The sequence below is a fragment of the Arthrobacter sp. H35-D1 genome (genome assembly GCF_030063185.1).
Classification (GTDB): domain Bacteria; phylum Actinomycetota; class Actinomycetes; order Actinomycetales; family Micrococcaceae; genus Specibacter.
In genome coordinates, this window is sequence record NZ_JASISP010000001.1 from 294,269 (window position 1) to 316,643 (window position 22,375).

The window sequence follows — 22,375 nt, forward strand, 5'->3', positions numbered from 1 at the left end:
GTATTTGCGCCAACGGCACTATTGCAACGTGGCTGTCAGGCGTGCCACATTGTCTACATAGCGGGCCAGCATGGGCCGTTTGACCCACTCGTCCAAGTGCAGTTCACGTGAAATGGAACGGTAGTGGTCCTCCACGGCGTGCATTTGCCGCACCACATCGGGATCGATCATCATGACGGTGACTTCAAGGTTGAGCGAAAAACTGCGCATGTCCATGTTGGAAGAGCCAATCACGGCCACATCGGAATCCACCGTGAAGTGCTTGGCATGCAGGACCAACGGCTTGGGATACAAGTAGATCCGGACCCCGGCCCTCAGCAACGCTTCGTAATATGAGCGCTGGGCGTGGTGAACAAGGAACTGGTCTCCCACCTCTGAAACGAAAAGCTCCACAACAACCCCGCGTTGGGCAGCAGTGGTGATCGCGTAGAGCAGTGAGTCGTCGGGGACGAAATAGGGGCTGGAGATGGTGATGCATTCCTCCGCCGAGTACAACAGGGTGTTGAACAAGCGCAGGTTGTTTTCGGTGATGAACCCGGGGCCGCTGGGCACCACCTGGCACAGCGGACCACTGGCGAAGGAGTCCCAGTGGTACGTTGCCAACTGTGATTCAAGGGATTCTTCCGTCTCCGCGGACCAATCAGTGGCAAACATGACGTTCAAGGTACCCACGATGGGGCCCTCCAAACGGGACATCAATTCAACCCATTGACGCCCTACCTTGTGGTTCCGTTTTTTGCGGTAGGAAGGCTCAATGATGTTCTGGGAACCAGTGAAGCCGACCCTTCCATCAACCACAAGAATCTTGCGGTGGTTGCGCAGGTCGGGCCTGCGCCACTGGCCTTTGACGGGCAGCAGGGGCAGCATGCGCCGCCACTCGATCTGGCTTGCGTTGAGCCGGCGGATCATCTTCCGGAACCCAGCCACCCGCAATGACCCAATATGGTCAAAGAGCACCCGAACCCGCACCCCGCGCTCGGCGGCCGCCTCCAGTTCGGTGAACAGCCGGTCGGTGTAGTCATCCGAGCTCATGATGTAAAACTCGGCATTCACGAAGTTGGTGGCCCGGCCAACTTCATCGGCCATGGCATCCAGCGATTCCCGATAGCCCTCAATCAGCTGAACCGAGTTGCCTCCCAAAGCCGGAAAATAGCCCAAGTTTTGGTTCAGTTCGATGGCGGATTTCACCCAGGCGGGACCGTTGTACACCGGCACCAGGGCAGCAACGTCCCTGGTGCCTTCAAGAATGCGCAGGTTGACCGCGTCCTGCGCCTCCCGCCGTCTTCTTGAAAGCCGAAAATTGCCAAACATAAGAAATAAAAGCAGGCCAACATAAGGCAGGAAGAAAATGCACAAAAGCCACGCCATGGCTGTGGTGGGGCGTCGGTTGCCAGGGATGACACCAAGAACCACTATTCGAATGGCAAGGTCCGCCAACAAGAGGAACACCGAGAGCCAGGCACTTCCAATTGGCAGGCTGAATGCCGTCCAAAACACGCAAGCCTCCCCTAATAAAAGTCCTAAATCTCAGACATTTCGCCATTGCAGGTGAGAATATTCTATGCGTAATTGCTGCTTCCATGGAGCCTCCGCAAAAGCGCACGTCGCTCGGTCTAGGATGAGCTTGACTTTCAGCTCACCCCACGGAAGGAAAACTCGTCATGAGCAGCACCGAAAACCCCGAATTCACAGCCGATATTTTTGCCCTTGATCCCCAAAAACTTGCCGGCAAGGCCATTAAGGGATTGCGTGTGGCATTCGCCATTAGTGGTGCGGCAGCATTGATTTTGGGTATTGTCCTGTTGCTGTGGCCAACAAAAACACTCGCCGTGGTGGCTGTTTTCCTTGGTATTAATTTCCTTATCGCAGGCGCAGTCAGGGTGGGGTTGGGCGTCTTCAGCCACGGCCTCTCCGCGGGCTTGCGTATCCTTGACGTGTTCTTGGGTCTGTTGATTCTGGTGGCGGGAGTCATCACGCTGCGCAATGCCGCCGCCACCGGGGAAGCGCTGTTGATTTTCACCGTCATCTTTATCGGTATGGGCTGGATCATTGAAGGCATCATCGCCATCGCTGAAGCAGGAAAGGCGTCCACCCGCACCTGGGCCATTGTGTTCGGGGTACTCAGTGTCCTGGCAGGCATCGTCGTTTTGGTGGTCCCCGTATGGACGGCGCAGTGGCTGCTGCTGGTGACCGCCATCATGCTCATTCTCTTGGGCATAGTTGGCCTGGTTCGGGCTTTCACCTTTGGCAAGTAAGTTTTGCAAGCCAGCTAAGCTCTAGAGCATGACAGTTTTGGTGTTCCTGGATCCCGTCCACCCCGCAGGCCGTCTGGTCGACGCCTCGTCCCCCGCCATTCTGGCCACGGACCAGGGTGTCACGCGGGGGGACGGAATTTTTGAGTCCATGCTGGCTGTCAACGACGTGCCGCGCAAAGTCCAAGCGCACCTTGCCCGGCTGGCCGACTCCGCCCGCATCATGGATTTGCAGATACCGCCCGAAGAGGCTTGGCACGCAGCCATGGCGACCGCACTCACTGCCTACTCGGCAGGCGTCGGCGCAAAGAGCCAAACCGCGGAAAACCAGGCTGCCGAAGAACAGGCTGTCGTGAGGCTCATTGCCACCCGCGGGCCGGAAGGGGCCAATGCAGCCACTGCATGGGTGCAGGTTTCGGCCATCTCGCCAGCCTTGGCACAGCAGCGGGCCAAGGGCCTCGATGTAGTTTTACTCGACCGCGGCTATGACAGCCAAGTGGCAGCCCGGGCCCCGTGGCTGCTGCTGGGGGCAAAAACCCTCTCCTACGCCATAAATATGGCAGCACTGCGCCATGCCCGCAGCTTGGGCGCGGATGACGTGATCTTCACCAGCGCCGACTCCCTGGTGTTGGAGGGTGCGACGTCGTCGGTGCTGTTGGCGCATGTTTCGGACGACTCCGGTGTCCCCGTCAAGCGGCTCATCACCCCGCACTTGGACACCGGGATTCTGCCCGGCACCACGCAGGGCGCGCTCTTCGCAGCAGCCAAGGCGGCCGGGTGGGAGTTGGGCTACGGTCCGGTCACCCCGGCGGATCTGCAGGATGCCGACGCTGTCTGGCTCATTTCCAGCCTCCGCCTGCTGGCCCCCGTCAACACGATCGACGGACAGGGCGTTGGCATCCCGGAGGTCCGGGCACAGCTCACCAAGGAGCTCAGCTCGCTGCTGGCACAGGCGTTGTAGCCGTCCCCCCACGCATTTTGTTTCCCAGCACCATGAGCAACAGGGTCACCAGGACAAAGCCCACCGCAATGACGAGGCAGGTCACAAGCACTGCTCCGTAGCCGCCGTCGGCCGGGTTCAGGAACGGGTAGGCATACCAGTTGATGGCTGCCCCGCGGATGAGCGAGTATGCCAGGTAGACCAGCGGAAATGCCACAGCAATGCCCACCCGTTTCAGCGCGATGTGGTGGCGCGGCGGCTGGATGAACCAGTCTGCCACCACGACGACCGGCATGACATAGTGCAGCCACGTGTTGATCCAAGGCAACAGCGAACCCAAGTCAACATCGCGCAACAACGCACTAAACACCAGTCCCACCAGGGCCATGCACACCACTGAAATGCAGCGCAGCAAATCCCAGAGCGGGCCGGTGTCCTTCCCGCGCCATGTCAGCACGGCTTCCACCACGAGTACGACGGCGGCAAAAATGTTGGACAGGTTTGTGAAGTAGCTGAAGAAGTTCAGCACGCTGAAGCCGTGGCCAACGTGAATGCCCAGCTGGATGGCAACGGCCGTGAGCGTTGCCGCTCCAAAGGCGAACCGTACGGCGGCAAATGCGCGGCGGAATGTCATGGGTACATCATGCCAGCGCACGCTGCGACCGGATAGGCGGACGCCCGTCATGTTGCGCCATACAGGCCCGGCGATGGGTCCCGCCACGGTTGGATGTGTTAGTTTCAAAAGGAGTAATGAGTTCCAGCGCCAAGCCCTGACTTGCTGGACGGCAACCCTCTTTCCGGCGGGGTGCCTCAGGTGAATACTCGGCAAACCCGGCTATCAATGGCTGGGCAATGCAAGCGTGAACATTTTTTGCGGTGGGCTTCGAGTGCCGACTCTTGGGCACCGCCACCAGCTCCCGCTTGCAACCAACAGCGACTTGCAACGAGGAGTACCCATGTCCGCGGACGAATCCCCCTTGGCCTACCGGCTGATCACCGGCCCCGACGACCGCTCATTTTGTGAGCGTATTTCCACAGCACTCGCCGAAGGGTATGTGCTGCACGGCGCACCTGCCGTGACCTTCAACGGCGCCACCGTCATCTGCGCACAGGCCGTCATCCTCCCGCAGGCAGTGGCCACCAGCGACGCAGCCGTGGCCACGGCCGTGGACGACCTGGACGCCGACCTGGAGTTCGCCGGAGAGGGCATCGCATGAACTACGCAGGAGACCTTTCCCCCACCGCAGCTTGGGAACAGATTGCTGCCGGAGCTGTCCTGGTGGACGTGCGCACCGAGGGCGAGTGGGACCACATTGGCGTCCCCGACGTCTCCACTCTCGACGTCGAGCCTGTCTTCATCCAGTGGAACTTGGGCAGCGGTACCAACAACCCGCAGTTCCTGGCCGACCTGCAGGCTGCAGTGCCCACCAACAAGCCCCTCGTGGTTTTGTGCCGTTCCGGCGCCCGCTCCATCGCAGCCGCAGAGGCAGCAACAGCCGCAGGCTACACGGCCTACAACGTGCTGGAGGGCTTCGAAGGTGTGCCCGACCGCTATGGCGACAGGGTTGTGAACGGCTGGAGAAACAGCCAGCTGCCCTGGCACTAGCCACGCACCCGCCCCGCACCCGCCACCCCGGCGCAAGCCCCCAGCGAAAGCCAAGGATACGCAATTGAGCAACTTTAACGAGCACGCGGCCACATGGGCCGAGGACACGCAGGCCGTGCGCGGCGGTCTTGACCGCAGCCACTTCGCGGAAACCTCGGAAGCCATCTACCTGAACTCCGGATTTGTCTTTGAATCGGCCGAGGCTGCCGAGCAGGCGTTTACCGGAGAAGTCGACAGGTTTGTATACTCCCGCTATGGAAACCCGTCGGTGGCCACCTTCCAAGAGCGGTTGCGCCTGCTCGAAGGCAAGGAAGCATGCTTTGCCACGGCTTCAGGGATGTCCGCGGTCTTCACCGCCCTCGGCGCCCTGTTGGGTGCCGGCGACAGAGTTGTGGCCTCACGTTCACTGTTTGGTTCGTGCTTTGTAATCCTGAACGAACTGCTGCCGCGTTGGGGCGTGGAGACGGTGTTTGTGGACGGCCCCGATATTGCGCAGTGGCGCGAGGCGCTCTCGGTTCCCACCACGGCTGTCTTTTTTGAGTCCCCTTCCAACCCCATGCAGGAAATCATTGATGTGCAGGCCGTGTGCGACTTGGCCCATGCTGCGGGCGCCCAAGTGGTGGCCGACAACGTCTTTGCCACCCCGCTGTTGCAGCGCTGCGGCGACTTTGGCGCGGACATCATTGTGTATTCCGGCACCAAGCACATTGACGGTCAGGGCCGCGTGCTGGGAGGCGCCATCCTGGGCACCAAGGAGTTCATCGACGGCCCCGTCAAGAACCTCATGCGCCACACCGGGCCGGCCTTGTCAGCCTTCAACGCCTGGGTGCTGACAAAGGGGCTGGAAACCATGAGCCTGCGCGTGAGCCATTCCTGCAACAACGCACTGGCTCTCGGCGAGTTCTTGGAGGCACAGCCGCAGATCAGCCGCGTGCTGTACCCGCACCTGCCGTCCCACCCGCAGCATGAGCTGGCCAAAAAGCAGATGAAGGCCGGCGGCACCGTGCTGACCTTCGAACTGGCCAAACCGGCCGGCGGCACCACCAAGGATGCCGCCTTCAAGCTGCTCAATGCGCTGGAGATTATTGACATCTCCAACAACCTCGGCGATGCAAAGTCCCTCATCACCCACCCGGCCACCACCACGCACCGCGCCATGGGCCCGGAAGGCCGTGCAGCCATCGGCCTGGCCGACGGCTTCCTGCGCCTGTCCGTGGGCTTGGAGGACGTGGGAGACCTGCGCGCGGACTTGGCGCGGGCCCTGGCCGCGATCTGAGCCTCCCCGGGGCCCGATGCTGCCGATCGACAATGCTGCCCCGGAGTTTCAGGTCATTGTCGGGTGAGAACCCGGTCAGGCTAGAACCCACCAAGCGCCGCCAATGCAGCCTGCCGCGAGCCCGCCGGCCACGCAGGCACTCTGGAAATGTGCCGTCTTTCGCCGATGAAAGTCCTTGGCGTGGAACGTCACTGTAATGGCAAAAGTGACCAGCAGCAGCACGCCGCTAGCCACGAATGCACCAAACGTGACGGCGTTGAGCCGGTCCATGAAGAGGAAGCCGTGCCCCACCACCAGCAGGGTGAACACCCCCGCAACCGGCCACACCCACTTGCGCAGATCCCTGCGCCGTGGCGGCTTTCCGTCCCCTTCGGTGCTGAGCGCGGCATAGAAACGCAAAAATTCCAGATTCATGACGACGGCCGCGAAGGAGCATGCGGCAACGAGCACCACGTACAGCGGGATGGACAGCAACGGCACGTCGGTTTTAAACCCCGTGGCCCAAAGCAGGCCGGGGACCCAGGACAAGATCCAGTGGATGACCGAGTTGCCGACATTCCACAGGGGAATGAAGATTACGAGAGCTATAAACCACAGCAGCTTGTCAAAGGTGAATCGCAAATAATTCAAGCCGTTCCTCCGTCCAGGTCTGCCGATCACCATGTGTGGCGGCGCTGCTAGTCCTGGAAGTACTCGATCTCTGCCCCTACGGTGTTCAGCCGCTCGGCCAAATCCTCGTAGCCGCGTTCGATGACATAGATGTTGCGCAGCTCGGACGTGCCCTTGGCGGCAAGCATGGCCAGCAGGATGCAGGCGGCGGGGCGCAGCGCAGGCGGGCAGCCAATTTCCGCCGCGCGCCATGCGGCGGGGCCGGTGATGTCGATGCGGTGCGGATCCAGCAGGCGGACGCTGCCGCCAAGACGGTTCAGCTCCGTCAGGTAGACGGCGCGGTTCTCGTACACCCAGTCGTGGATCAGCGTGGTGCCCTCGGCGCAGGAGGCTATGACGGCGAAGAACGGCAGGTTGTCAATGTTCAACCCCGGGAAGGGCATGGGATGGATTTTGTCCTGTGGAGCCTTGAGCTCGGACGGCAGCGTGGTGATGTCCACGAGGCGGGTTTTTCCATTGCGGGCTGTGTACTCGGCGGATTTGAGGTAGCGCAGGCCCATCTGTTCCAGGACCTTGAGCTCAATCTCCATGAACTCGATGGGCACCCGGCGCACCGTGACCTCGGATTTTGTCACAATGCCGGCAGTGATGAGGCTCATGGCCTCGATGGGGTCTTCGGAAGGCGCGTATTCAATGTCCACGTCGATCCGGGACTTCCCGGTGATGGTCAACGTGGTTGAGCCGACGCCCTCCACGCCGACGCCCAGACCCTGCAGGTAAAAGCACAGGTCCTGCACCATGTAGTTGGGGCTGGCGTTGCGGATCACGGTGGTGCCTTCGCGGTGCGCGGCGGCCATGATGGCGTTTTCCGTGACGGTGTCACCGCGCTCGGTCAGCACAAACGTCCTGTCCAGCGTGTCGCTGACAGGGTTGTGCACCTGATAGAAACCGTCGTGGGCATTGACGTTCAGCCCAAACTCCCGCAGGGCCTGCATGTGCGGTTCCACTGTACGGGTGCCGAGGTCGCAGCCGCCGGCATAGGGGATGCGGTAGGTATTTACCTCGTCCAGCAGTGGGCCCAGCAGCATGATGACGCTGCGGGTGCGCTTGGCTGCGGCGATGTCCATGGCTGCCAAGTCCAGCACGGCCGGGCGGCGGATCTGCAGGTCATTGTCTTCCAGCCAGCTGCACTCGACACCAATGGATGTCAGCAGTTCAACAATGCGGTTGACCTCTTCGATGCGGGCCAAGCGGCGCAAAGTGGTGGTGCCGCGGTTCAGCAGGCTGGCGCACAAAAGTGCCACTCCGGCGTTCTTGCTGGTGTTGACGTCGACGCTGCCGGAGAGTTGTCGGCCGCCGTGGACGCGCAGGTGGGTGACGGCGTTCTTTGAGACGGCACCCACATTGAAAAGATGTGCTTCCAGCAAGGCCTCCATGCGTTGGATCATTTTCAGGCTGAGGTTTTGCTTGCCCTGTTCCATCCTGGCGACCGCGCTTTGGCTTGTGCCCAACTGGGTTGCCAATTCGCCTTGGGTCCAGCCCTTTTCATTGCGTGCATCGCGCACCAATACGCCAACGGATTCTGCAGCCACTTGTGTCATAAGGACTTTTATATCACAGGACGCATATTCTTCTGGAATAATGTGATCTTTTGGACAATTTGTACCGAAATTGAAGCGAATTAACCGCCCCATGCGATAAACGGCACTCCGCCAGCACTGCCGAGGGCGGGTCCACCCCAACGCTACCCCGGCCCCGGCAGTGCAAAACGAACCACGCCGAACATTTCGCCCTCGGCTTGACCAAACAGCAAACCCAAGCGTCTGTGGCCGAACAGCCTTAGCCGAATATCGGGTTCCAGCTGCCGAGCACGACGGCGGACACCACCGACACGGCTGCGATCACCAATCCTCCGGCAACCACCCACGCGTCGTGCGGGGCGAACCTCGATTCCCGGGCCCAGGTGCGCGGGCCGGCCCCAAAGCCCTTGGCCTCCATGGTGACGGCCAGCCTCGAGGCGCGGCGCACGGCTTGCACGAGCAGTGCCATGGCCTGGCCCAGTTGGGCCCTCAGCCCGCGGAACAGTCCAGGTTCCGCGCCCACTCCGCGGGCGCGGCGTGCCATGCCCAACGTCTGCCATTCGGCGACGAGCAGTCCCACCAGACGCATGGCAGCCAGCGCCCCGAGCACAAAGCGGTGTGGCAGCCGCAGCTTTTGCGCAAGGGCATCGGCCAGGTCGGTGGGGTCGGTGGAGGCCAAGACGATGATGGCGGGAAGGGCGATGGCCAGCCCGCGCAAGGCAATCGCAACACCGGCCTCAAGTGACCCGCTGGTAAACGTCACTGGACCCAGCGAGAGCAACATCTCCCCGGTTTTGGGCGCCAACAAGGCCGTGCCGTAACCTCCCACGACGGCTGCCATGAGGATCGGCCAGCCGCGCAGCAAAAGCATCCGCACGCTGAGCCCGGCCAGCGGCAGCAAGGCGCATTCAAGCACCAAGGCCACCGTTGACGACACCCAGTCGACGCTTGTCAGGAGCACGATCGTGATGGCCATGCCGGCGCCCAGCTTGGCCAATGGATTTGTGCGGGCCAGCCAGGCGCGGGAGCGCGGGGCGGCCATGATGTCAACGCTCATCGCCGCACCGCCCCTCCGTTTGTCGACGTCTTCGCCGCGTCCGCCAGCGGTGCCCCCTGCGAGCCCGAGATCCGCGCGGAGACGTCATGGTCTCCAAGCCCGACGGGGTGCGAGGTGCCGCCGAGCACAAGCCGGTCCCCTCCCAAAACAGCGTTGAAGGCAGCGTCGTGTGTCACCGAAACGACGGCCGTGCCGGCGTCCAAAAGCTCCGTGAGCAAGGATGCGAGCTCCGCCCACGTATTGGCGTCTTGGCCAAACGTGGGCTCGTCCAGGATCAGCACCTGCGGACTCGCAGCCAGCACAGTGGCCACCGACAACCTCCGCTTTTCACCTCCGGAGAGGGTAAACGGGTTTGCCTGCGCCAGATGTTCCAGCCGCAGTCGCACCAACAAGTCCTCCACGGAGTCCTCGCCCTGGCCCAGCAGTCGCGGGGCAAAAAGCAGCTCATCGCGCACCGTGCCCGCCACAAATTGGTGTTCAGGTTCCTGGAACACCGTGCCAATCCGGCTGATCAGCTCGCGGCCGCGCCACTTCAGCGGCGAAGTTGACCCCCCGCGGGCCAACGCCGGGGTCGCCTCCAACAGCCCGCCCACAGGGGCCAGCAGTCCGGCCAGCGTCAGTGCCAGCGTCGATTTTCCCGACCCGTTGGGACCTGTCACGCTCAGCGCCTGGCCAGCGTTGATGTGCACATCGGGCACGACGGCGGCCGGAACCACCGGGTGCCGTCGCCGTCCCTTCGTGCGGGAGACGGCAAGGGCTTGCGCTTCGAGCAAGAGCTGCGCTCCGGCGTCGAGCTTCCCCGGCCCCGCTGTCCCCACCTTGGGGATAGCAGGGGTGCGCGGCCGCACTGCGGGGATATGGCCGGGGATCCAGATCCCGGCGGCCGCCAGCAACTCCCGGCTCTGTGCCAGCACGGTGGCAGGTGGGCCGTCGAACAGCACGCCGCCGGGCTCTCCCAGAGCAGCGGGGGCCAGCACCACGATCCTGTCCACCACTTCCAGCCACACCGAGACGCGGTGTTCCACAACGACCAGCGTGGCTCCGGTTTCATCAAGGGTGCGGCGCACCGCGTCGCGGACCTCCACCACGCCGGCCGGGTCGAGGTTGGCGGTGGGCTCATCCAGCAGCAGCAGGCCGGGGCGCATGGCCAGGATGCCGGCCAGGCCGAGACGTTGTTTCTGCCCGCCCGACAGGGTCGAGCTGGAATGGTCAAGAGGCAAGTTCAGGCCCACGGCTTCAAGGGCCTCCGGCACCCGGCGCCAGATTTCCTCCCGGGGAACCGCCAAGTTCTCCGCTCCGAAAGCAACGTCGTCGCCAATGCGTGAGAGCACCACCTGGGCGTCGGGGTCCTGCTGCATGAGTCCGGCACGGCCGCGTGATTCCGCCACCGGCCTGCCGTCAACGAGCAGGTCGCCGCTCTCGCTGGCGTCCTCATCGGCACCCAGGACACCGGCCAAGGCGTGCAGAAGCGTGGATTTTCCGGCTCCGGAGGGACCCAACAACAGCACCCGTTCCCCGGGCTCAACCACCAGGTCAAGCCCTTGCACGGCACGGTTGCGCCGGCCTGAATGCTGCCACCCCCAGCCCTTCGCTTGTATCCGCACCGGGGAGCACCGGTTTTGCGCGGTTGCCATGGCTAGACCGCTCGTTCGGTGGCGGCACGGCGCGAGGCCAGGTTGGCAAGCGCCCCTGTCCGTGCCAGGCCGCGCACGGCGAGCCATGAAACCAGCCCGGCGATGACGGCACCGGAGACCATGGCCAGCACAATGTAAACGAGTTTCCACTGCAGTGCCCACGCGACGTTGTAGACAAGGCTGTCATTCAAGCCCAGCGCCAAACCGGAGAAGGCGCCAGCCAGCAAGGCCACCGGCAGGGTGAACTTGCGGTAACGGAAGGCCGCAAAGACCAGCTCGGCACCCAGCCCCTGCACCAAGCCGGAAAGCAGCACGGTGAAGCCAAAGTGCGTGCCCAAAAACCCCTCGACAGTTGCGGCAATCAGCTCGCAATAAAGTGCTGCGCCGGGCTTGCGGATCACCAGGCCGCCCAGCACGCCGGCGATCAGCCAGCCGCCGCCATACAGGGCAGCGACGGGCGGGAAGGCGACCGTGAAGGCGGCGATAAAACCGTAGCCAGCGGACCAAAGCCAGAAAATGACGCCCACGGCAACGCCGAGAACGGACACCACCACGATGTCCACCACCCGCCAGCTACTTTTGGGTGTGGCTTGATTGCGCGGTGATTGATGGTTGGCAGCGGTGTTTTCGCCCGCCATTGACTTGCTCATGTTTCCTCCTTTTCAGGAGGGGCGGCTGCCGCGGTATTTCCGCGCAGCCGAAGAGAAGCTCGACTCCCTTCGCCGGTACTAGCCGGAGCAGGTTCGAGGGTCTGCGGTTAAACCGCACTCTCAGCGCTCTCACCCAAGTCGGGTGGACGCTCCCCTGTCGTGTTGAATTGCGGTATCAGTTTACCCCCGACCAAGGCCTGGCGGTAATACCCGCACTCACAATCAGTAACTTAGCCGCGTTGGCGCCCTGCGGGCAAGTCCAATTCGCTGCCCGGGATTGCCATGTTGCGTTGCGCCCTGGCGGCGACTGGATGAACCAAGGGCGCTGCGGGAACCCCGTGAAGGAGTTCCCGCAGCGCCCAGGCTCCGGTCGTGCCGAGTGCCTACCCGTGCCGGTTAGTGCCGGGCGGGCTTGCGGCGACGGGCCAACAGCAGTCCCCCGAGCAGAAGCACCAAGGCGATTCCACCCGCTGATCCCATGGCGAACCCTGTATGGGCCAGATCGTCGCCAGTGTTGTCGCTTGGCGTACCGGTCCCGCTGGTGGGGGCTTTTGTTGCCGTCGCAGTCGGTGCGCCAGTGTCAATGGGTGTTGCGCTGGACGTCCCGGTTGCTGTCGGCGTCGGGGCACCCGTGGCGGTTGCCGTGCTTGTCGGCGTCGGGGCACCCGTGGCGGTTGCCGTGCTTGTCGGGGTCGGCTCAACTGCTTCACCAATGTACGGCCCGTCGCCAACGGGCCCGGTGGCGCGCAGGCCCAATTCGTAGACGACAGGCTTGGCAGCCGGGTTCGCCACGGTTCCGGGCGTGAACAAGATGCGCACACCGGAGATCCCCGCCTGGGTCAGGACTGCTTCCTGGAAGCTCACCTCCGGATCCAGGGCACCCAGGGTGACCCATTCGCCGTCGACCTTCACTTGCAGGTCGCCGTTGATGTGGCCAACAACGGCCACCGACTTCATGGCCTCCGGCGCATCAAGGGTGTGTGTCAGATGCGAACCCGCAACGGGCACATCGGCTGATTCAAATGCCGTGTCAATGTTGGCGTCGAAAGCACTTGCAGCGCCTGTGCCGTTCGCGCCTGCAAGGTCCGTGCTCAACTTCTTGCTCGCATCGAAGGCTTGGAACCCACGGACCTTCACCCACTGGCCACCAGGGTTCGGGGCAGTTGCAACCATGCGGATATAGCGGGCGCTGACGGGTGTGTCGAAGCTCTGCTCGATGCGTGGCTTGCTCTCAAATGTTCCGGCGGGAGTCCACGTTGCATTGTCAGCTGAATATTCAATGCGCGCGTTGTAGAACATATCACCGGTGTTGGTGTCGGAGTCGGACTGCTGGATCAAAACCTTGCCCACCTCCTTCACCTCACCCAAGTCAATGGTGACGGTGGAGCCGACCACGGGTGGGGCGCTTGACCACCAAAGGGTGCTGTCATCGCCGTCGACCATCCGTTCGACGTTGTTGTCCTGGTAGGTGGGCAGGGACGAGGACGCGGTGGCCGTGTAGCTGTTGGCCGATGCCACAGGAGTCAGGTTCAGCCACGTGTTGTAGCGCTCCTGTGCCGCTGTTGTGAAGATTTCAAAAACGCCGTCGCCGACGGAGGGAACAATGACATTGGGGACGGTGCCGACGTTGTTCGGTCCAACATCGGAAACAGTGGCGCGCTTGGCCAAAGCCATCTCCGTTGCGGCTTCCAGGGCCGTGTCGGTGGCGAGAACGCCATTGCCGGCCTTGATGGCCTCCAGCATGGAAATTTGTTCTTCCATGGCGGTGGCCCAGTGGGCGGCGGCGTCAATCCACGGCTTGGAATCGTCGTAGAAGCCTGCCATGGCCATGTTTTCAAGAGTTGCCGGGCCTGCCTTGATGATGGCCAGCCGGTCCTTCAACGGCTGCATTCCTGCAGCGTCGTCAGCGTCAAGGGCGGTCCAGAAGGCAGCGACGTCTGCGCTCAGGGCAGGAGCAGTCTGCGAGCTTGGGCGGTAGGGCTTCCAGCTCTGGTTCAGGTCTACGAAAGTAACAAGTGACTTGCGGATGGCTGCATCGTTGCCGGCAAGCTCGGTAATGATGGCTGACTGCGTGGTTGCCGCATCGTAGGCCGGACTGTTCCACGAGTAGTCGCCAAAACCAGCCAAGGCGATCATGGAGGCATAGGCCTCGATCATCGGGTTGGAGGTGATGCCGTCGATGTGTTTGTACAGGTTGGGGTCGCGACCTTCCAGCGGGTTCAGGAACAGTCGTCCGCGTTGGCCGTCGTTGACCGGCAGATTGTCCCAGATGTAGAAGTGCTCGGCGTTGTAGGTGTCCACGGCCCGGATCACTGAGTCCTCGGTGATGGCGTCCGAGAAAACGCCCTCGCCTGTCCACTGGATCAGGATGGACTCATCCGTCATCAGACCAAATTGGTCCTTGTACGGGTCGGGGCCGGAGCCGGCGTAGTTGGTCGGCACTGTCTGCAGCGGCTGCAGATTGTGGACCTTGACGTAGTCATTGACAATGCGGTTCAGGTAGAAGGCCTGCCCGTCGGCCAGCTTGCGGAAACCGGCACTGGTGAACTTGGCCTTGTCGGCAGCACAATTCAACTGCGGGTTGATGTCATCCAAGGCAATGTAGAAGCTGCTGACCCCAATGTTGCGCAGCTGGTCAAACTTGGCCACGGTTGCGGCGAAGTCGCCGTCGTCCGAGTAGCAAACATCGTTGCCTGGGGACAGGGCAAAGGTGAAGTTCACGTGGTTGGCATTGGCCTCGTCGACCAGTTCCTTCAGATTTGCCAATTCCGCTGCCGGGTAAAGATCACGCCACTTTGAACGGAGGTAATTGTCGTCCTTGGGCGTGTAAATGTAGGTGTTCATTTTGTGTTCGCCGTAGAAATCAAGCTGGTCCAGGCGCGCCTGGTGCGACCACGGAATGCCATAGAAACCTTCGATGGCGCCGCGGATGGACATCAACGGCCAGTCCTTGACCTGCATGGCCGGGGCTGCACCGTCGGCCACCACCTGACTCAAGCTCTGCACCGCATAGAAAGTGCCCGTGGCGTCCTTGCCATTGAGGACAAGTTTGGGCTTTCCTTCGATGCTGCCCGTGGCAATCACGTAGCCGTCTGCTGCCAAGGCGTCGGCGCTCGTGGCGCCTACGGCAGTGAGCGCGGCAGGCAGTGCGGCATTCCCGGCCGTGGTGCCCATGACCACAGTGGCATCCGCGGCGGCGGCGCCGTCCACGAACGTGGCGGTTCCGCCGGCCTTGCCAATGACTTGGTCCAGCAGGTTCTTGGCCGCAGGATCCGTGGCGGCACCGACGGAAACCGTTACGTTGCCGGTCAGCGGCACCGCAACTCCCGTGTCGCTTGATTCCTGGGGCGTGGGCAGGATCTCCGCCGGCGTTGTCTCCGCTTGGGCGCTCGGCAGGGATCCTGGCGACAGTGCCGCCATTCCTCCTCCGGTCATGATCGCCAAGGCCAGCGCCCCGGTGGCAACGTGCTTGAAAGTACGGTTCACACTTTTCCCCTCAGTATTGTGCAAGTAGGCGGAAATCCTCGCGATGATATGGATCACATTTTTGCGCCGACTTGTCGAACTCTACTGATGTGGGACAGATCACGTCAAGGAATAACTGTGGACATCGCTTTTATTTCGCACGCCTTGCCGGGTTGAAGTTCCCAATTCCACGGGGCTGAGGGGGTAGAGACCCTGGGCGGCAATCCCGGCGGGCGCCTGAATGCAGTCCTCCCCTTCAGGAATGCGTTTGTGCCCTTCTCTTCCGCAGGAGGAATGTCACCAACGAAGCCACCACGAACCCTTCTCCAGACAATCCGGCGTCGGGCGTGTTCCCAGGGCGGAAATGCTTGCAGGCCGAGCGGGAACAGCTAGGCTGACCCTAAGGTTTTTTGCCCCGACGGGCCCGCCAACCACTGAGGAGTCCCTATGAACATCGTCTTCAAATTGCTTGCAACCGGAGTGAGCCTGGGCGCAGGATTCGTCGCCAGCAAGCTCGTGGACACGGTCTGGGAAAAGAGCACGGGAAACGAGCCCCCGAAGGACGGGGCGGACTTGGAGAACAGCCTCCGTTCGGCCCTGACGTTTGCCTTGGTTTCTTCGATCGTTGCCGCCATCATTCAGACCTTGGTGGGGCGCACCACGCAAAAAGCCATCGCGCGCTTCAACAAGCACCCCGAAGAGGTCTAAACGCACGGTGCACCAACCGCTACGGCTGCAGACCGCCGCGAGATGCCAGTTGTGGTGCCCAAAACGCAGGTTAGGGCGCCACAACTGGCATCTCGCGCGGTAATTTCTCCAGGCGACTCAGGAGTTCGTGGACTCGTCTTCGACGACCGCCGCTACGACTTCGTCGAGCTCGTCAACGCTGAGCATTTCGGGGCGGCGGTGCTTGGTGCGGTACCCGGCCCGGCCCACCATGTGGGCGGAGACCGGCACTGTGAGCAGCTGAAACATCCACGCCACCAGCAGCAGCGGCACCAAAGCCCATGCACGCAGTTGCAGGCCCATGGCCACAAGCATGAGGAGCAGGCCCAGAACTTGGGGCTTCGTGGCTGCGTGCATGCGGCTCATCAAGTCCGGGAAGCGTAATATTCCAATGGCTGCCGCCAAGCTCATCAAGGCGCCCACCACCAAGCAGACTCCCGTCAGCACATCGATCAGCGTGTTCATCCTTCCTCCCTTTTGTGCGCAACGAAGCGGGCAACGGTGACGGAGCCAACAAAGCCAATGACGCTCAGCACCACCAGCAGCGCCAAGTTGCCCGTGTGCTCATTGAGGGCCATCTCCGTGGCCAGTCCAGCCCCAAAAATGGCCAGCAAAACGTCGGCGGCAATGACGCGGTCAAGGAGCGAGGGTCCCTTGGCGATGCGGTAAATGGTGCCCAAGGCTGCCAGTGAGAGCATCACGGCAACCGCTATGACTACTATGTTCATGGCTGCTTCTCCCCCGCCTCGGTGTGACCGGGCGCGCCGGCGTCAGGCTCAGGCCCGGCAGCAGGCTCGGGCAATGATTCGAAGACTGACTGCGCATAGGTGCGCACGGGCGACCCTGTCTGTTCCGCCTGCACTGCAGCCAGCTCCCCCTTGGTGCCCATGACTTGGATCAGTCTGGCTTCAATGTCCTGAATCCCCCGCCGCACCACGGCCACGCTCTCCGGCGTGGGCGCGTTCATGGCATGGACATACAAGGTTGCAGCACCCCTGTCCACCTCCACCACAAGGGATCCGGGAATAAGGGAAAGCACGTGCCCAACAGCTGTCATGAGCAAATCGGACGGACTGCGCAGCGGCACTGCAATGACGGCGTTGCGGATCCGCGGCCCCTTGGCAAGGGCCCAGTACAACACCTGGAAACTGGCAACTGTGACCTGCTTGATGAACCACAGCAAGAATGCCAGTGCACGCAGCAAGCTGAAGCGCCCGCTGAGCTCAACGGGCGGAAGGTAAAACGCCTGCGCCACGGCGACGGCAATCAGCGCACCAAAGAGCAGGTTTCCGGCGCTAAAATCCCGCCACAGGGCGCCCCATACGAGGACCAGCCAAATGAGCAGGGGAAGCTTTTGCATGGCCTTCAGCGGGTGCTTGGTCTCCACTGCCTTCTTGTTCACCGCCCGGTTCATGGCGTCGCCGCCCCTTCGCCAAGGACCGCTTCGATGTATGGCGTGCGGTCAAGCATGCTGGCCGCCGCATCCTGGCTCAGCTCAAAGAGCGGCCCGGCAAACACCGTCATGGCCAAGCCCAGCACTACAAGCCCCGCAGTTGAATACAACATCATTCTTGGCAAGATATGGATCTCATTGTCACCCGAGAAACGACCCTCCGTGGCATCCACATGCTTGCTGGTGCGCAGCGCGCGCATGCTCGGTATACCCGAGGCATCCGGTGCAGTGGCCAGCAGCACCGGGTCTGGATCCTCGGCGTCGAACGTGCTGCGCCAAAACACGCGGTTCCACACCCGCGCCACGACCAACAAGGTCAGCAGGCTTGCCGCCACGGCTCCCACCACCAGCACATACGCCATCGCAGAACCGTCGGCCACCCCGGCCTGCAACAATCCCAACTTGCCCAAGAACCCGGAGAACGGTGGGATCCCGGCCAGGTTCATGGCCGGGATGAAGTACAGCACGGCCAGGACGGGGGACAGTTTCGCCAGCCCGCCCAAGCGCGCGATCGAGGAGGTGCCTCCGCGGCGTTCGACCAGTCCGGTCACCATGAAGAGGCTCGTTTGGATGGTGATGTGGTGGATGACGTAAAAGATGGTCGCCGCCAAGCCAAGCACCGAAGCAAGTGCGACGCCGAAAATCATGTACCCGATGTGGCTCACCAAGGTGAAGGAGAGCATGCGCTTGATGTCGGTCTGGGCCACCGCGCCGAGAATGCCCACAATCATGGTCAGCAGGGCCACCACAAGCAGCACGGTGTTGAAACGGTCCGAGGGAAACAACAACGTTTCCGTGCGAATGATGGCATAGACGCCGACCTTTGTCAGGAGCCCGGCAAACACTGCCGTCACGGGTGCCGGTGCGGTGGGGTAGGAGTCGGGCAGCCAGAAGGACAGCGGAAAGACGGCCGCCTTGATCCCAAAGGCCACCAGCAGCATCACGTGCAAAAGATCCTGTGTGCCGGGGTCAAGTTCACCAAGTTTTACGGCCAAGTCGGCCAACGTGACAGTCCCCGTGGCGCCGTAAATCATGGCTATCGCGATAAGGAAAAGCAGCGAAGACACCACGCTCACCACCACATAGGTGATGCCTGCGCGGACGCGCGAACCCGTTCCACCCAGCGTCATCAAGACATAGCTGGCCGTCAGCAGGATCTCAAAACCCACATACAAATTGAAAAGGTCCCCTGCCAGGAAGGCATTGGACACCCCTGCCACCAGGATCAAGTATGTGGGGTGGAAAATCGAAACCGGTCCACCCTCTTCGCCGTCCGCGGCACCTTGTCCGGTGGCGTAGGCGAGGACGGCGAGGCTCACGGCCGAGGAGATCACCAGCAGCAACGAGGAGAACTGGTCCACCACCATGACAATGCCAAACGGCGGTTCCCAGCCGCCAAGCTTGACCGCGACGGGCCCGGAGGTCCAAACACTGGCAAGGATCCACGCCTCGAGGCCAAGCGTGATGGTGAGGGTGCCCAGGCTGACCCGGCGCTGGGCGCGCGGACGCTTGATCAACACGAAGGCCAGCGCCGCACCCAGGAACGGCAGGACGACGGCGAGCGGGGCCAAGTGGGCGACGTTCATTCGTGCTCCTTCCCGGGCGTCACAGCTTGTCCGTCTCTCCTCTTGCCAGCGTTCCCGTTGCTTGCCTTGCCCTGCACCCGCGGGAGCCTTCTACTGCCGATCCCCGGAATGGTCTCGCGTTTCCCCAGCGGCTGAACGTTTTCATGGAAGTCCGAGACCTCAATGGCAATCTCGGAATCTTCCTCGTCGTCGTACAAATCCCGTTTGGCGACACGAAGGTCTTCCCTGTCCACTTGGATGTGGTCCGCCCGGCTGAGCAGCCAAGCACGGTATATCAGGCTGATCATGAAGGCCGTGACGGCGAAAGAGATCACAATGGAGGTCAGTATGAAAGCTTGCGGCAAGGGATCGTTGTATGTGGCAGCAGGTATGTCTTTGTCGAAGATGGGGGCCAGCCCGGCGTAACCACCGGTTGTCAGCAGAAGCAGGTTGGTGCCATTGGCCAACAGCATCAGGCCAAACAGGACACGGGTGAGGCTGCGTTCAAGGAGCAGGTAAATTCCCACGGCATAGAGCACCCCCATGACAAAGAGTAGCGTCAGGTTCACGCTCATCGACCAACCTCCATCGGTTCGTCGTCCTCGATTAACTCGATGCCACCCAAACCGTCCTCTTCATGCTGGTCAATCTCGGAGCCCAAGCTGCGCAGCACATCCATCACCAAGCCCACCACCACCAAGTACACGCCAATGTCAAAGAGTGTGGAGGTCACAAACTTCACTTGCCCGAAGATGGGCAGCTCAAAGGACAGGATGGCGCTTTGGAAGATCACTCCGCCGAAGAACAGAGGCACGAGGGCCGTCAGGGCAGCCATGGCCAAGCCCAGGCCCAACAACATGCCCGCGGAGATCCGGGTAGCTTCTGCCAGCTCGAAACGCCCCCCGGCCAGGTATCTGATGGTCAGCGCCAGCCCCGCCACCAGTCCGCCGGCAAAGCCACCGCCGGTGTCATTGTGGCCTGCGAGCAGGAGGTAGATGGAGATGACAATCATGCTGTGGAAGAGCAGCCTGGTGACCACCTCGATAATGATCGATCGCCGCTCCGGTGCCAGGGTGCGCCCAGCCACCAGCCAAGGGTTTGCAGGCGAGGCGGCAAAACGCTTGGCCAAGTGAATTGTCGCCTCAAAAGTCGCCGAAGGGAGCTTGCCAATGCTGCCCGTTTCCACAGTCTCCGCCCGGGGCAGGCGCCGTCCGCGGCCACGCACGAAGATCATGCTGGCCACGCCGGTGGCGGCGATCGCGAGAACGGAAATTTCGCCAAATGTGTCCCAAGCACGAATGTCCACAAGCGTCACATTGACAACGTTGAGGCCGCCGCCGTCCTCATATGCCAGTTTCGGCATGCTCAGGCTGACAGGTTCGTGGATGCGCGCTCCCATGGCAACAACTGCCACCACTACCATGGTGGCCCCAAACGAGACGCCCAAGGCCGCACGCAGCGCACGGTGGCTGCCTGCCCGCCGCTGGAGCATGCTGCGCGGCAGTGAACGCATGCCCAACACGAAGGCCACCAGGATGATGGTTTCGACGAGCATTTGGGTCAAGGCCAGATCCGGCGCACCCTGGAGGGCGAAGATCATGGCCAGACCATAGCCTGTGACGGAGACCAGCAGCACGGCCGTGAAACGCTTGGTGGCTCTCGCGGCAGCTATGGCACCAATAACAATCACGACGCCGGCAATCACTTGGAACGGGGACTGCACATCAAGGAGGTAAATTTCCGCGGGCCATTGTTGTTCAGTGAAAAGCAGCACAGCGAGCACGGAGGCAATGGCCGTACCCAAAATGACAACAAGGTAAAAGAACAAGGAACCGCGCTGAGTGTGGCCGGTAACCCAAATGGCCACCCTGTCCAACACCACAATGGCCTGCCGGTAGGCGCGTTCAAAATCAATCACAACCGGAATCTTCCTTTGCACAGCCTCAAACTTGTTGCGCAGCAGGAACAAGCCAATACCGGCAGCCACCACAATCGCACTTAGCCCCAGGGCCGGCGTGAAGCCGTGCCAGAGAGCCAGCTGCAGCCCGGCGGGGTCGTAGGCAGGGAACTGATCACTGTAGTGCTTGATCCACTTTTCAACGACCCGCGGGAAGAGTCCATACAGCAGTGTCAACAGTGCAAGCAGCGCCGGTGCGGCCAGGAACAACCAGCCAACGGGTTTGAACACGGTGGCCATGCCCTTGGACTTTTTGGCAAACCCGCCCCAGAAGAAACGGGCACTGTAGGCAAACGTCAGCACCGAGCCAACCACCATGCCCGCCAGGACCGTCCAGCCAACGGCGGGGCCGGCCGGGCCGTGGGCGGCAGAGGCGATGAAGGCCTGGAACACGCCTTCCTTGGCGATGAATCCCGCCATGGGAGGCAACCCGGCCATGGACGCGACCCCGATGAGGGCCACAACACCCAACTTCGGGGCGGAGGAGAAGACCCCGGACAGTTGGCGGATGTCACGGGTGCCGCTTTGATGGTCGATGATGCCCACCACAAGGAACAAGGACGCCTTGAACAGGCCGTGGGCAAGGACCAGGGCAATGCCGGCCATGGCCGCCTCCCGGCCGCCCAGCCCAACAACCAAGGCCATGAACCCGAGCTGGCTGACGGTTCCATAGGCCAGGATGAGTTTCAGGTCGTGTTGGCGCAAGGCCCGCCAACCGCCCAGCAGCATGGTGCCCAGTCCCAGCACCACGATCATGAGCTGCCAATAGCCTGTCTCTGAAAATCCGGGTGCCAGGCGGGCAATAAGGTAAATACCTGCCTTGACCATGGCGGCCGCGTGCAAATAGGCGCTGACGGGGGTGGGCGCTGCCATGGCCCCGGGCAGCCAGAAGTGGAAGGGCAAGAGCGCCGACTTCGTGACTGCTCCCACCAAAATCAAGGCAATCCCAATGTCCAGCATTGTCTGGGCACTGCCAGTTGCGGCCACCAGCTCCGGGGCCTTCGCCATGATGGCGGAAAGGCTGTAAGTGCCGGCGCTTTCGCCCAGCATGATCAAGCCCACCAGCATGGCGAGGCCGCCAAAAGTTGTCACAATCAGCGCCTGCAGGGCTGCACGCCTGGCTGCAATGCGGGTGCGGGCATAGCCGATCAACAAATACGAGAGAACTGTTGTCAATTCCCAAAAAACAAAGAGCAGGATCAGGTTGTCTGCGGTGACGAGTCCGAACATGGCCCCGGCAAAAGCCAGCAGCTGGGCGCCAAACCCGTTCAACCCGCCGTCGTTGCTCTTGAAATATCTTGCGCAATAGGCCAGCACCAGCGCCCCGACCCCCAGCACCAGCAGGCACAGCAGCCACGACAGCTGGTCCATCCTGAAGGAAAGGTGGAGATCCAGAACAGGGACCCAGTCAATGTCCAACGTGGGGCTTGGAAGGGTGTCAGAATACACACTTTTGTATTGTGCAATGAGCCAGATAAAACTGATTCCAGGGACTGCCGCAAGGAAATAGAAAGCCGACCGGCCCCATTGGGCAAATAAAATGGGCGCAAAAATAGCCACAAGGAAGTGTGCGCAGAGGACAAACAGCACTGGAGGCTCCACATG

Annotated in this window: 20 protein-coding genes and 2 riboswitches; of the genes, 6 read left to right on the top strand and 14 right to left on the bottom strand. The window is 61.9% G+C overall.

Features of this window, described 5'->3' with window-relative positions:
• Window positions 1-18: 18 nt before the first annotated feature.
• Window positions 19-1,497, bottom strand: a complete 1,479-nt coding sequence (gene cls, locus QMG25_RS01410; RefSeq protein WP_283456545.1) for a cardiolipin synthase — start codon at window positions 1,495-1,497, stop codon at window positions 19-21.
• 164 nt (window positions 1,498-1,661) lie between these two features.
• Here cls and QMG25_RS01415 point away from each other — a divergent pair, with 164 nt between their 5' ends.
• Both QMG25_RS01415 and QMG25_RS01420 read left to right on the top strand, forming a co-directional pair.
• Entirely contained in the window at window positions 1,662-2,255 is a 594-nt protein-coding gene (locus tag QMG25_RS01415; RefSeq protein ID WP_283456547.1) for an HdeD family acid-resistance protein, read from the top strand.
• A 28-nt stretch (window positions 2,256-2,283) separates the two neighbouring features.
• Entirely contained in the window at window positions 2,284-3,213 is a 930-nt protein-coding gene (locus QMG25_RS01420; RefSeq protein ID WP_283456549.1) for an aminodeoxychorismate lyase, read from the top strand.
• On the opposite strand, the gene QMG25_RS01425 is transcribed toward QMG25_RS01420, so the two are convergent.
• A complete protein-coding gene (locus tag QMG25_RS01425; RefSeq protein ID WP_283456551.1) occupies window positions 3,185-3,826 on the bottom strand; it encodes a Pr6Pr family membrane protein in 642 nt (213 codons plus the stop codon). The genes QMG25_RS01420 and QMG25_RS01425 overlap by 29 nt on opposite strands.
• 112 nt (window positions 3,827-3,938) lie before the next feature.
• A riboswitch (SAM riboswitch) is annotated at window positions 3,939-4,059 on the top strand.
• Between the two features lie 89 nt (window positions 4,060-4,148).
• Between QMG25_RS01425 and QMG25_RS01430 the strand changes: the two genes are divergently transcribed.
• The 3 genes from QMG25_RS01430 (at window position 4,149) to QMG25_RS01440 (ending at window position 6,074) form a co-directional block, all read left to right on the top strand.
• Window positions 4,149-4,409 (top strand): DUF1737 domain-containing protein, encoded by a 261-nt coding sequence (locus QMG25_RS01430; RefSeq protein WP_283456553.1) that lies wholly within the window; start codon window positions 4,149-4,151, stop codon window positions 4,407-4,409.
• A complete protein-coding gene (locus tag QMG25_RS01435) occupies window positions 4,406-4,798 on the top strand; it encodes a rhodanese-like domain-containing protein (RefSeq protein WP_283456555.1) in 393 nt (130 codons plus the stop codon). The genes QMG25_RS01430 and QMG25_RS01435 overlap by 4 nt, the downstream gene beginning before the upstream one ends.
• A gap of 64 nt (window positions 4,799-4,862) precedes the next feature.
• The gene (locus QMG25_RS01440) at window positions 4,863-6,074 is read left to right on the top strand and encodes an O-succinylhomoserine sulfhydrylase (protein WP_283456557.1); all 1,212 of its coding nucleotides are present in this window, start codon (window positions 4,863-4,865) and stop codon (window positions 6,072-6,074) included.
• A 75-nt stretch (window positions 6,075-6,149) separates the two neighbouring features.
• Here the strand turns inward: QMG25_RS01440 and QMG25_RS01445 are convergent, their stop codons facing one another.
• From QMG25_RS01445 to QMG25_RS01470, 6 genes are all read right to left on the bottom strand, one after another.
• On the bottom strand, window positions 6,150-6,704 hold the full coding sequence (locus QMG25_RS01445; RefSeq protein WP_283456559.1) for a hypothetical protein: 555 nt from the start codon (window positions 6,702-6,704) through the stop codon (window positions 6,150-6,152).
• A 47-nt stretch (window positions 6,705-6,751) separates the two neighbouring features.
• The gene (locus QMG25_RS01450) at window positions 6,752-8,284 is read right to left on the bottom strand and encodes a UDP-N-acetylglucosamine 1-carboxyvinyltransferase (protein WP_283456560.1); all 1,533 of its coding nucleotides are present in this window, start codon (window positions 8,282-8,284) and stop codon (window positions 6,752-6,754) included.
• Window positions 8,285-8,522: 238 nt separating this feature from the next.
• Window positions 8,523-9,320 (bottom strand): energy-coupling factor transporter transmembrane component T family protein, encoded by a 798-nt coding sequence (locus tag QMG25_RS01455; RefSeq protein ID WP_283456562.1) that lies wholly within the window; start codon window positions 9,318-9,320, stop codon window positions 8,523-8,525.
• A complete protein-coding gene (locus QMG25_RS01460; RefSeq protein ID WP_283456564.1) occupies window positions 9,317-10,954 on the bottom strand; it encodes an ABC transporter ATP-binding protein in 1,638 nt (545 codons plus the stop codon). Before QMG25_RS01460 ends, QMG25_RS01455 begins: the two co-directional genes overlap by 4 nt.
• Window positions 10,955-10,956: 2 nt before the next feature.
• On the bottom strand, window positions 10,957-11,592 hold the full coding sequence (locus tag QMG25_RS01465) for an ECF transporter S component (RefSeq protein WP_502866332.1): 636 nt from the start codon (window positions 11,590-11,592) through the stop codon (window positions 10,957-10,959).
• Window positions 11,593-11,651: 59 nt separating this feature from the next.
• Window positions 11,652-11,770: riboswitch (TPP riboswitch) on the bottom strand.
• Window positions 11,771-12,000: 230 nt separating this feature from the next.
• Window positions 12,001-15,090, bottom strand: coding sequence for a glycoside hydrolase family 84 protein (locus tag QMG25_RS01470; protein ID WP_283456568.1), 3,090 nt, complete (start codon window positions 15,088-15,090; stop codon window positions 12,001-12,003).
• Between the two features lie 426 nt (window positions 15,091-15,516).
• On the opposite strand from QMG25_RS01470, the gene QMG25_RS01475 reads away from it, so the two are divergent.
• On the top strand, window positions 15,517-15,777 hold the full coding sequence (locus QMG25_RS01475) for a DUF4235 domain-containing protein (protein ID WP_283456570.1): 261 nt from the start codon (window positions 15,517-15,519) through the stop codon (window positions 15,775-15,777).
• A gap of 117 nt (window positions 15,778-15,894) precedes the next feature.
• Here QMG25_RS01475 and mnhG read toward each other — a convergent pair whose 3' ends face one another.
• The 6 genes from mnhG to QMG25_RS01505 are packed head-to-tail and all read right to left on the bottom strand — an operon-like array spanning window position 15,895 to window position 22,360.
• Window positions 15,895-16,260, bottom strand: coding sequence for a monovalent cation/H(+) antiporter subunit G (gene mnhG / locus QMG25_RS01480; RefSeq protein ID WP_283456572.1), 366 nt, complete (start codon window positions 16,258-16,260; stop codon window positions 15,895-15,897).
• On the bottom strand, window positions 16,257-16,523 hold the full coding sequence (locus QMG25_RS01485) for a monovalent cation/H+ antiporter complex subunit F (protein ID WP_283456575.1): 267 nt from the start codon (window positions 16,521-16,523) through the stop codon (window positions 16,257-16,259). Before QMG25_RS01485 ends, mnhG begins: the two co-directional genes overlap by 4 nt.
• Window positions 16,520-17,209, bottom strand: a complete 690-nt coding sequence (locus QMG25_RS01490; RefSeq protein WP_502866321.1) for a Na+/H+ antiporter subunit E — start codon at window positions 17,207-17,209, stop codon at window positions 16,520-16,522. The genes QMG25_RS01485 and QMG25_RS01490 overlap by 4 nt, the downstream gene beginning before the upstream one ends.
• Window positions 17,206-18,834 carry a Na+/H+ antiporter subunit D gene (locus QMG25_RS01495; RefSeq protein ID WP_283456576.1) on the bottom strand — a complete coding sequence of 543 codons (1,629 nt, stop codon included), beginning with the start codon at window positions 18,832-18,834 and terminating at the stop codon, window positions 17,206-17,208. Before QMG25_RS01495 ends, QMG25_RS01490 begins: the two co-directional genes overlap by 4 nt.
• Complete coding sequence (locus QMG25_RS01500; protein WP_283456578.1) at window positions 18,831-19,388, bottom strand: Na(+)/H(+) antiporter subunit C; 558 nt, start codon at window positions 19,386-19,388, stop codon at window positions 18,831-18,833. The genes QMG25_RS01495 and QMG25_RS01500 overlap by 4 nt, the downstream gene beginning before the upstream one ends.
• The gene (locus QMG25_RS01505) at window positions 19,385-22,360 is read right to left on the bottom strand and encodes a Na+/H+ antiporter subunit A (RefSeq protein WP_283457352.1); all 2,976 of its coding nucleotides are present in this window, start codon (window positions 22,358-22,360) and stop codon (window positions 19,385-19,387) included. The genes QMG25_RS01500 and QMG25_RS01505 overlap by 4 nt, the downstream gene beginning before the upstream one ends.
• Window positions 22,361-22,375 lie beyond the last annotated feature (15 nt).

Bases quoted from the DNA above. Each gene is read 5' to 3' on its own strand.
- QMG25_RS01415 (WP_283456547.1), top strand. From the start codon at position 1,662: ATGAGCAGCACCGAAAACCCCGAATTCACAGCCGATATTTTTGCCCTT.
- QMG25_RS01420 (WP_283456549.1), top strand. From the start codon at position 2,284: ATGACAGTTTTGGTGTTCCTGGATCCCGTCCACCCCGCAGGCCGTCTG.
- QMG25_RS01425 (WP_283456551.1), bottom strand. From the start codon at position 3,826: ATGACATTCCGCCGCGCATTTGCCGCCGTACGGTTCGCCTTTGGAGCG.
- QMG25_RS01430 (WP_283456553.1), top strand. From the start codon at position 4,149: ATGTCCGCGGACGAATCCCCCTTGGCCTACCGGCTGATCACCGGCCCC.
- QMG25_RS01435 (WP_283456555.1), top strand. From the start codon at position 4,406: ATGAACTACGCAGGAGACCTTTCCCCCACCGCAGCTTGGGAACAGATT.
- QMG25_RS01450 (WP_283456560.1), bottom strand. From the start codon at position 8,284: ATGACACAAGTGGCTGCAGAATCCGTTGGCGTATTGGTGCGCGATGCA.
- QMG25_RS01455 (WP_283456562.1), bottom strand. From the start codon at position 9,320: ATGAGCGTTGACATCATGGCCGCCCCGCGCTCCCGCGCCTGGCTGGCC.
- QMG25_RS01460 (WP_283456564.1), bottom strand. From the start codon at position 10,954: ATGGCAACCGCGCAAAACCGGTGCTCCCCGGTGCGGATACAAGCGAAG.
- QMG25_RS01465 (WP_502866332.1), bottom strand. From the start codon at position 11,592: ATGGCGGGCGAAAACACCGCTGCCAACCATCAATCACCGCGCAATCAA.
- QMG25_RS01475 (WP_283456570.1), top strand. From the start codon at position 15,517: ATGAACATCGTCTTCAAATTGCTTGCAACCGGAGTGAGCCTGGGCGCA.
- mnhG (WP_283456572.1), bottom strand. From the start codon at position 16,260: ATGAACACGCTGATCGATGTGCTGACGGGAGTCTGCTTGGTGGTGGGC.
- QMG25_RS01485 (WP_283456575.1), bottom strand. From the start codon at position 16,523: ATGAACATAGTAGTCATAGCGGTTGCCGTGATGCTCTCACTGGCAGCC.
- QMG25_RS01490 (WP_502866321.1), bottom strand. From the start codon at position 17,209: ATGAACCGGGCGGTGAACAAGAAGGCAGTGGAGACCAAGCACCCGCTG.
- QMG25_RS01495 (WP_283456576.1), bottom strand. From the start codon at position 18,834: ATGAACGTCGCCCACTTGGCCCCGCTCGCCGTCGTCCTGCCGTTCCTG.
- QMG25_RS01500 (WP_283456578.1), bottom strand. From the start codon at position 19,388: ATGAGCGTGAACCTGACGCTACTCTTTGTCATGGGGGTGCTCTATGCC.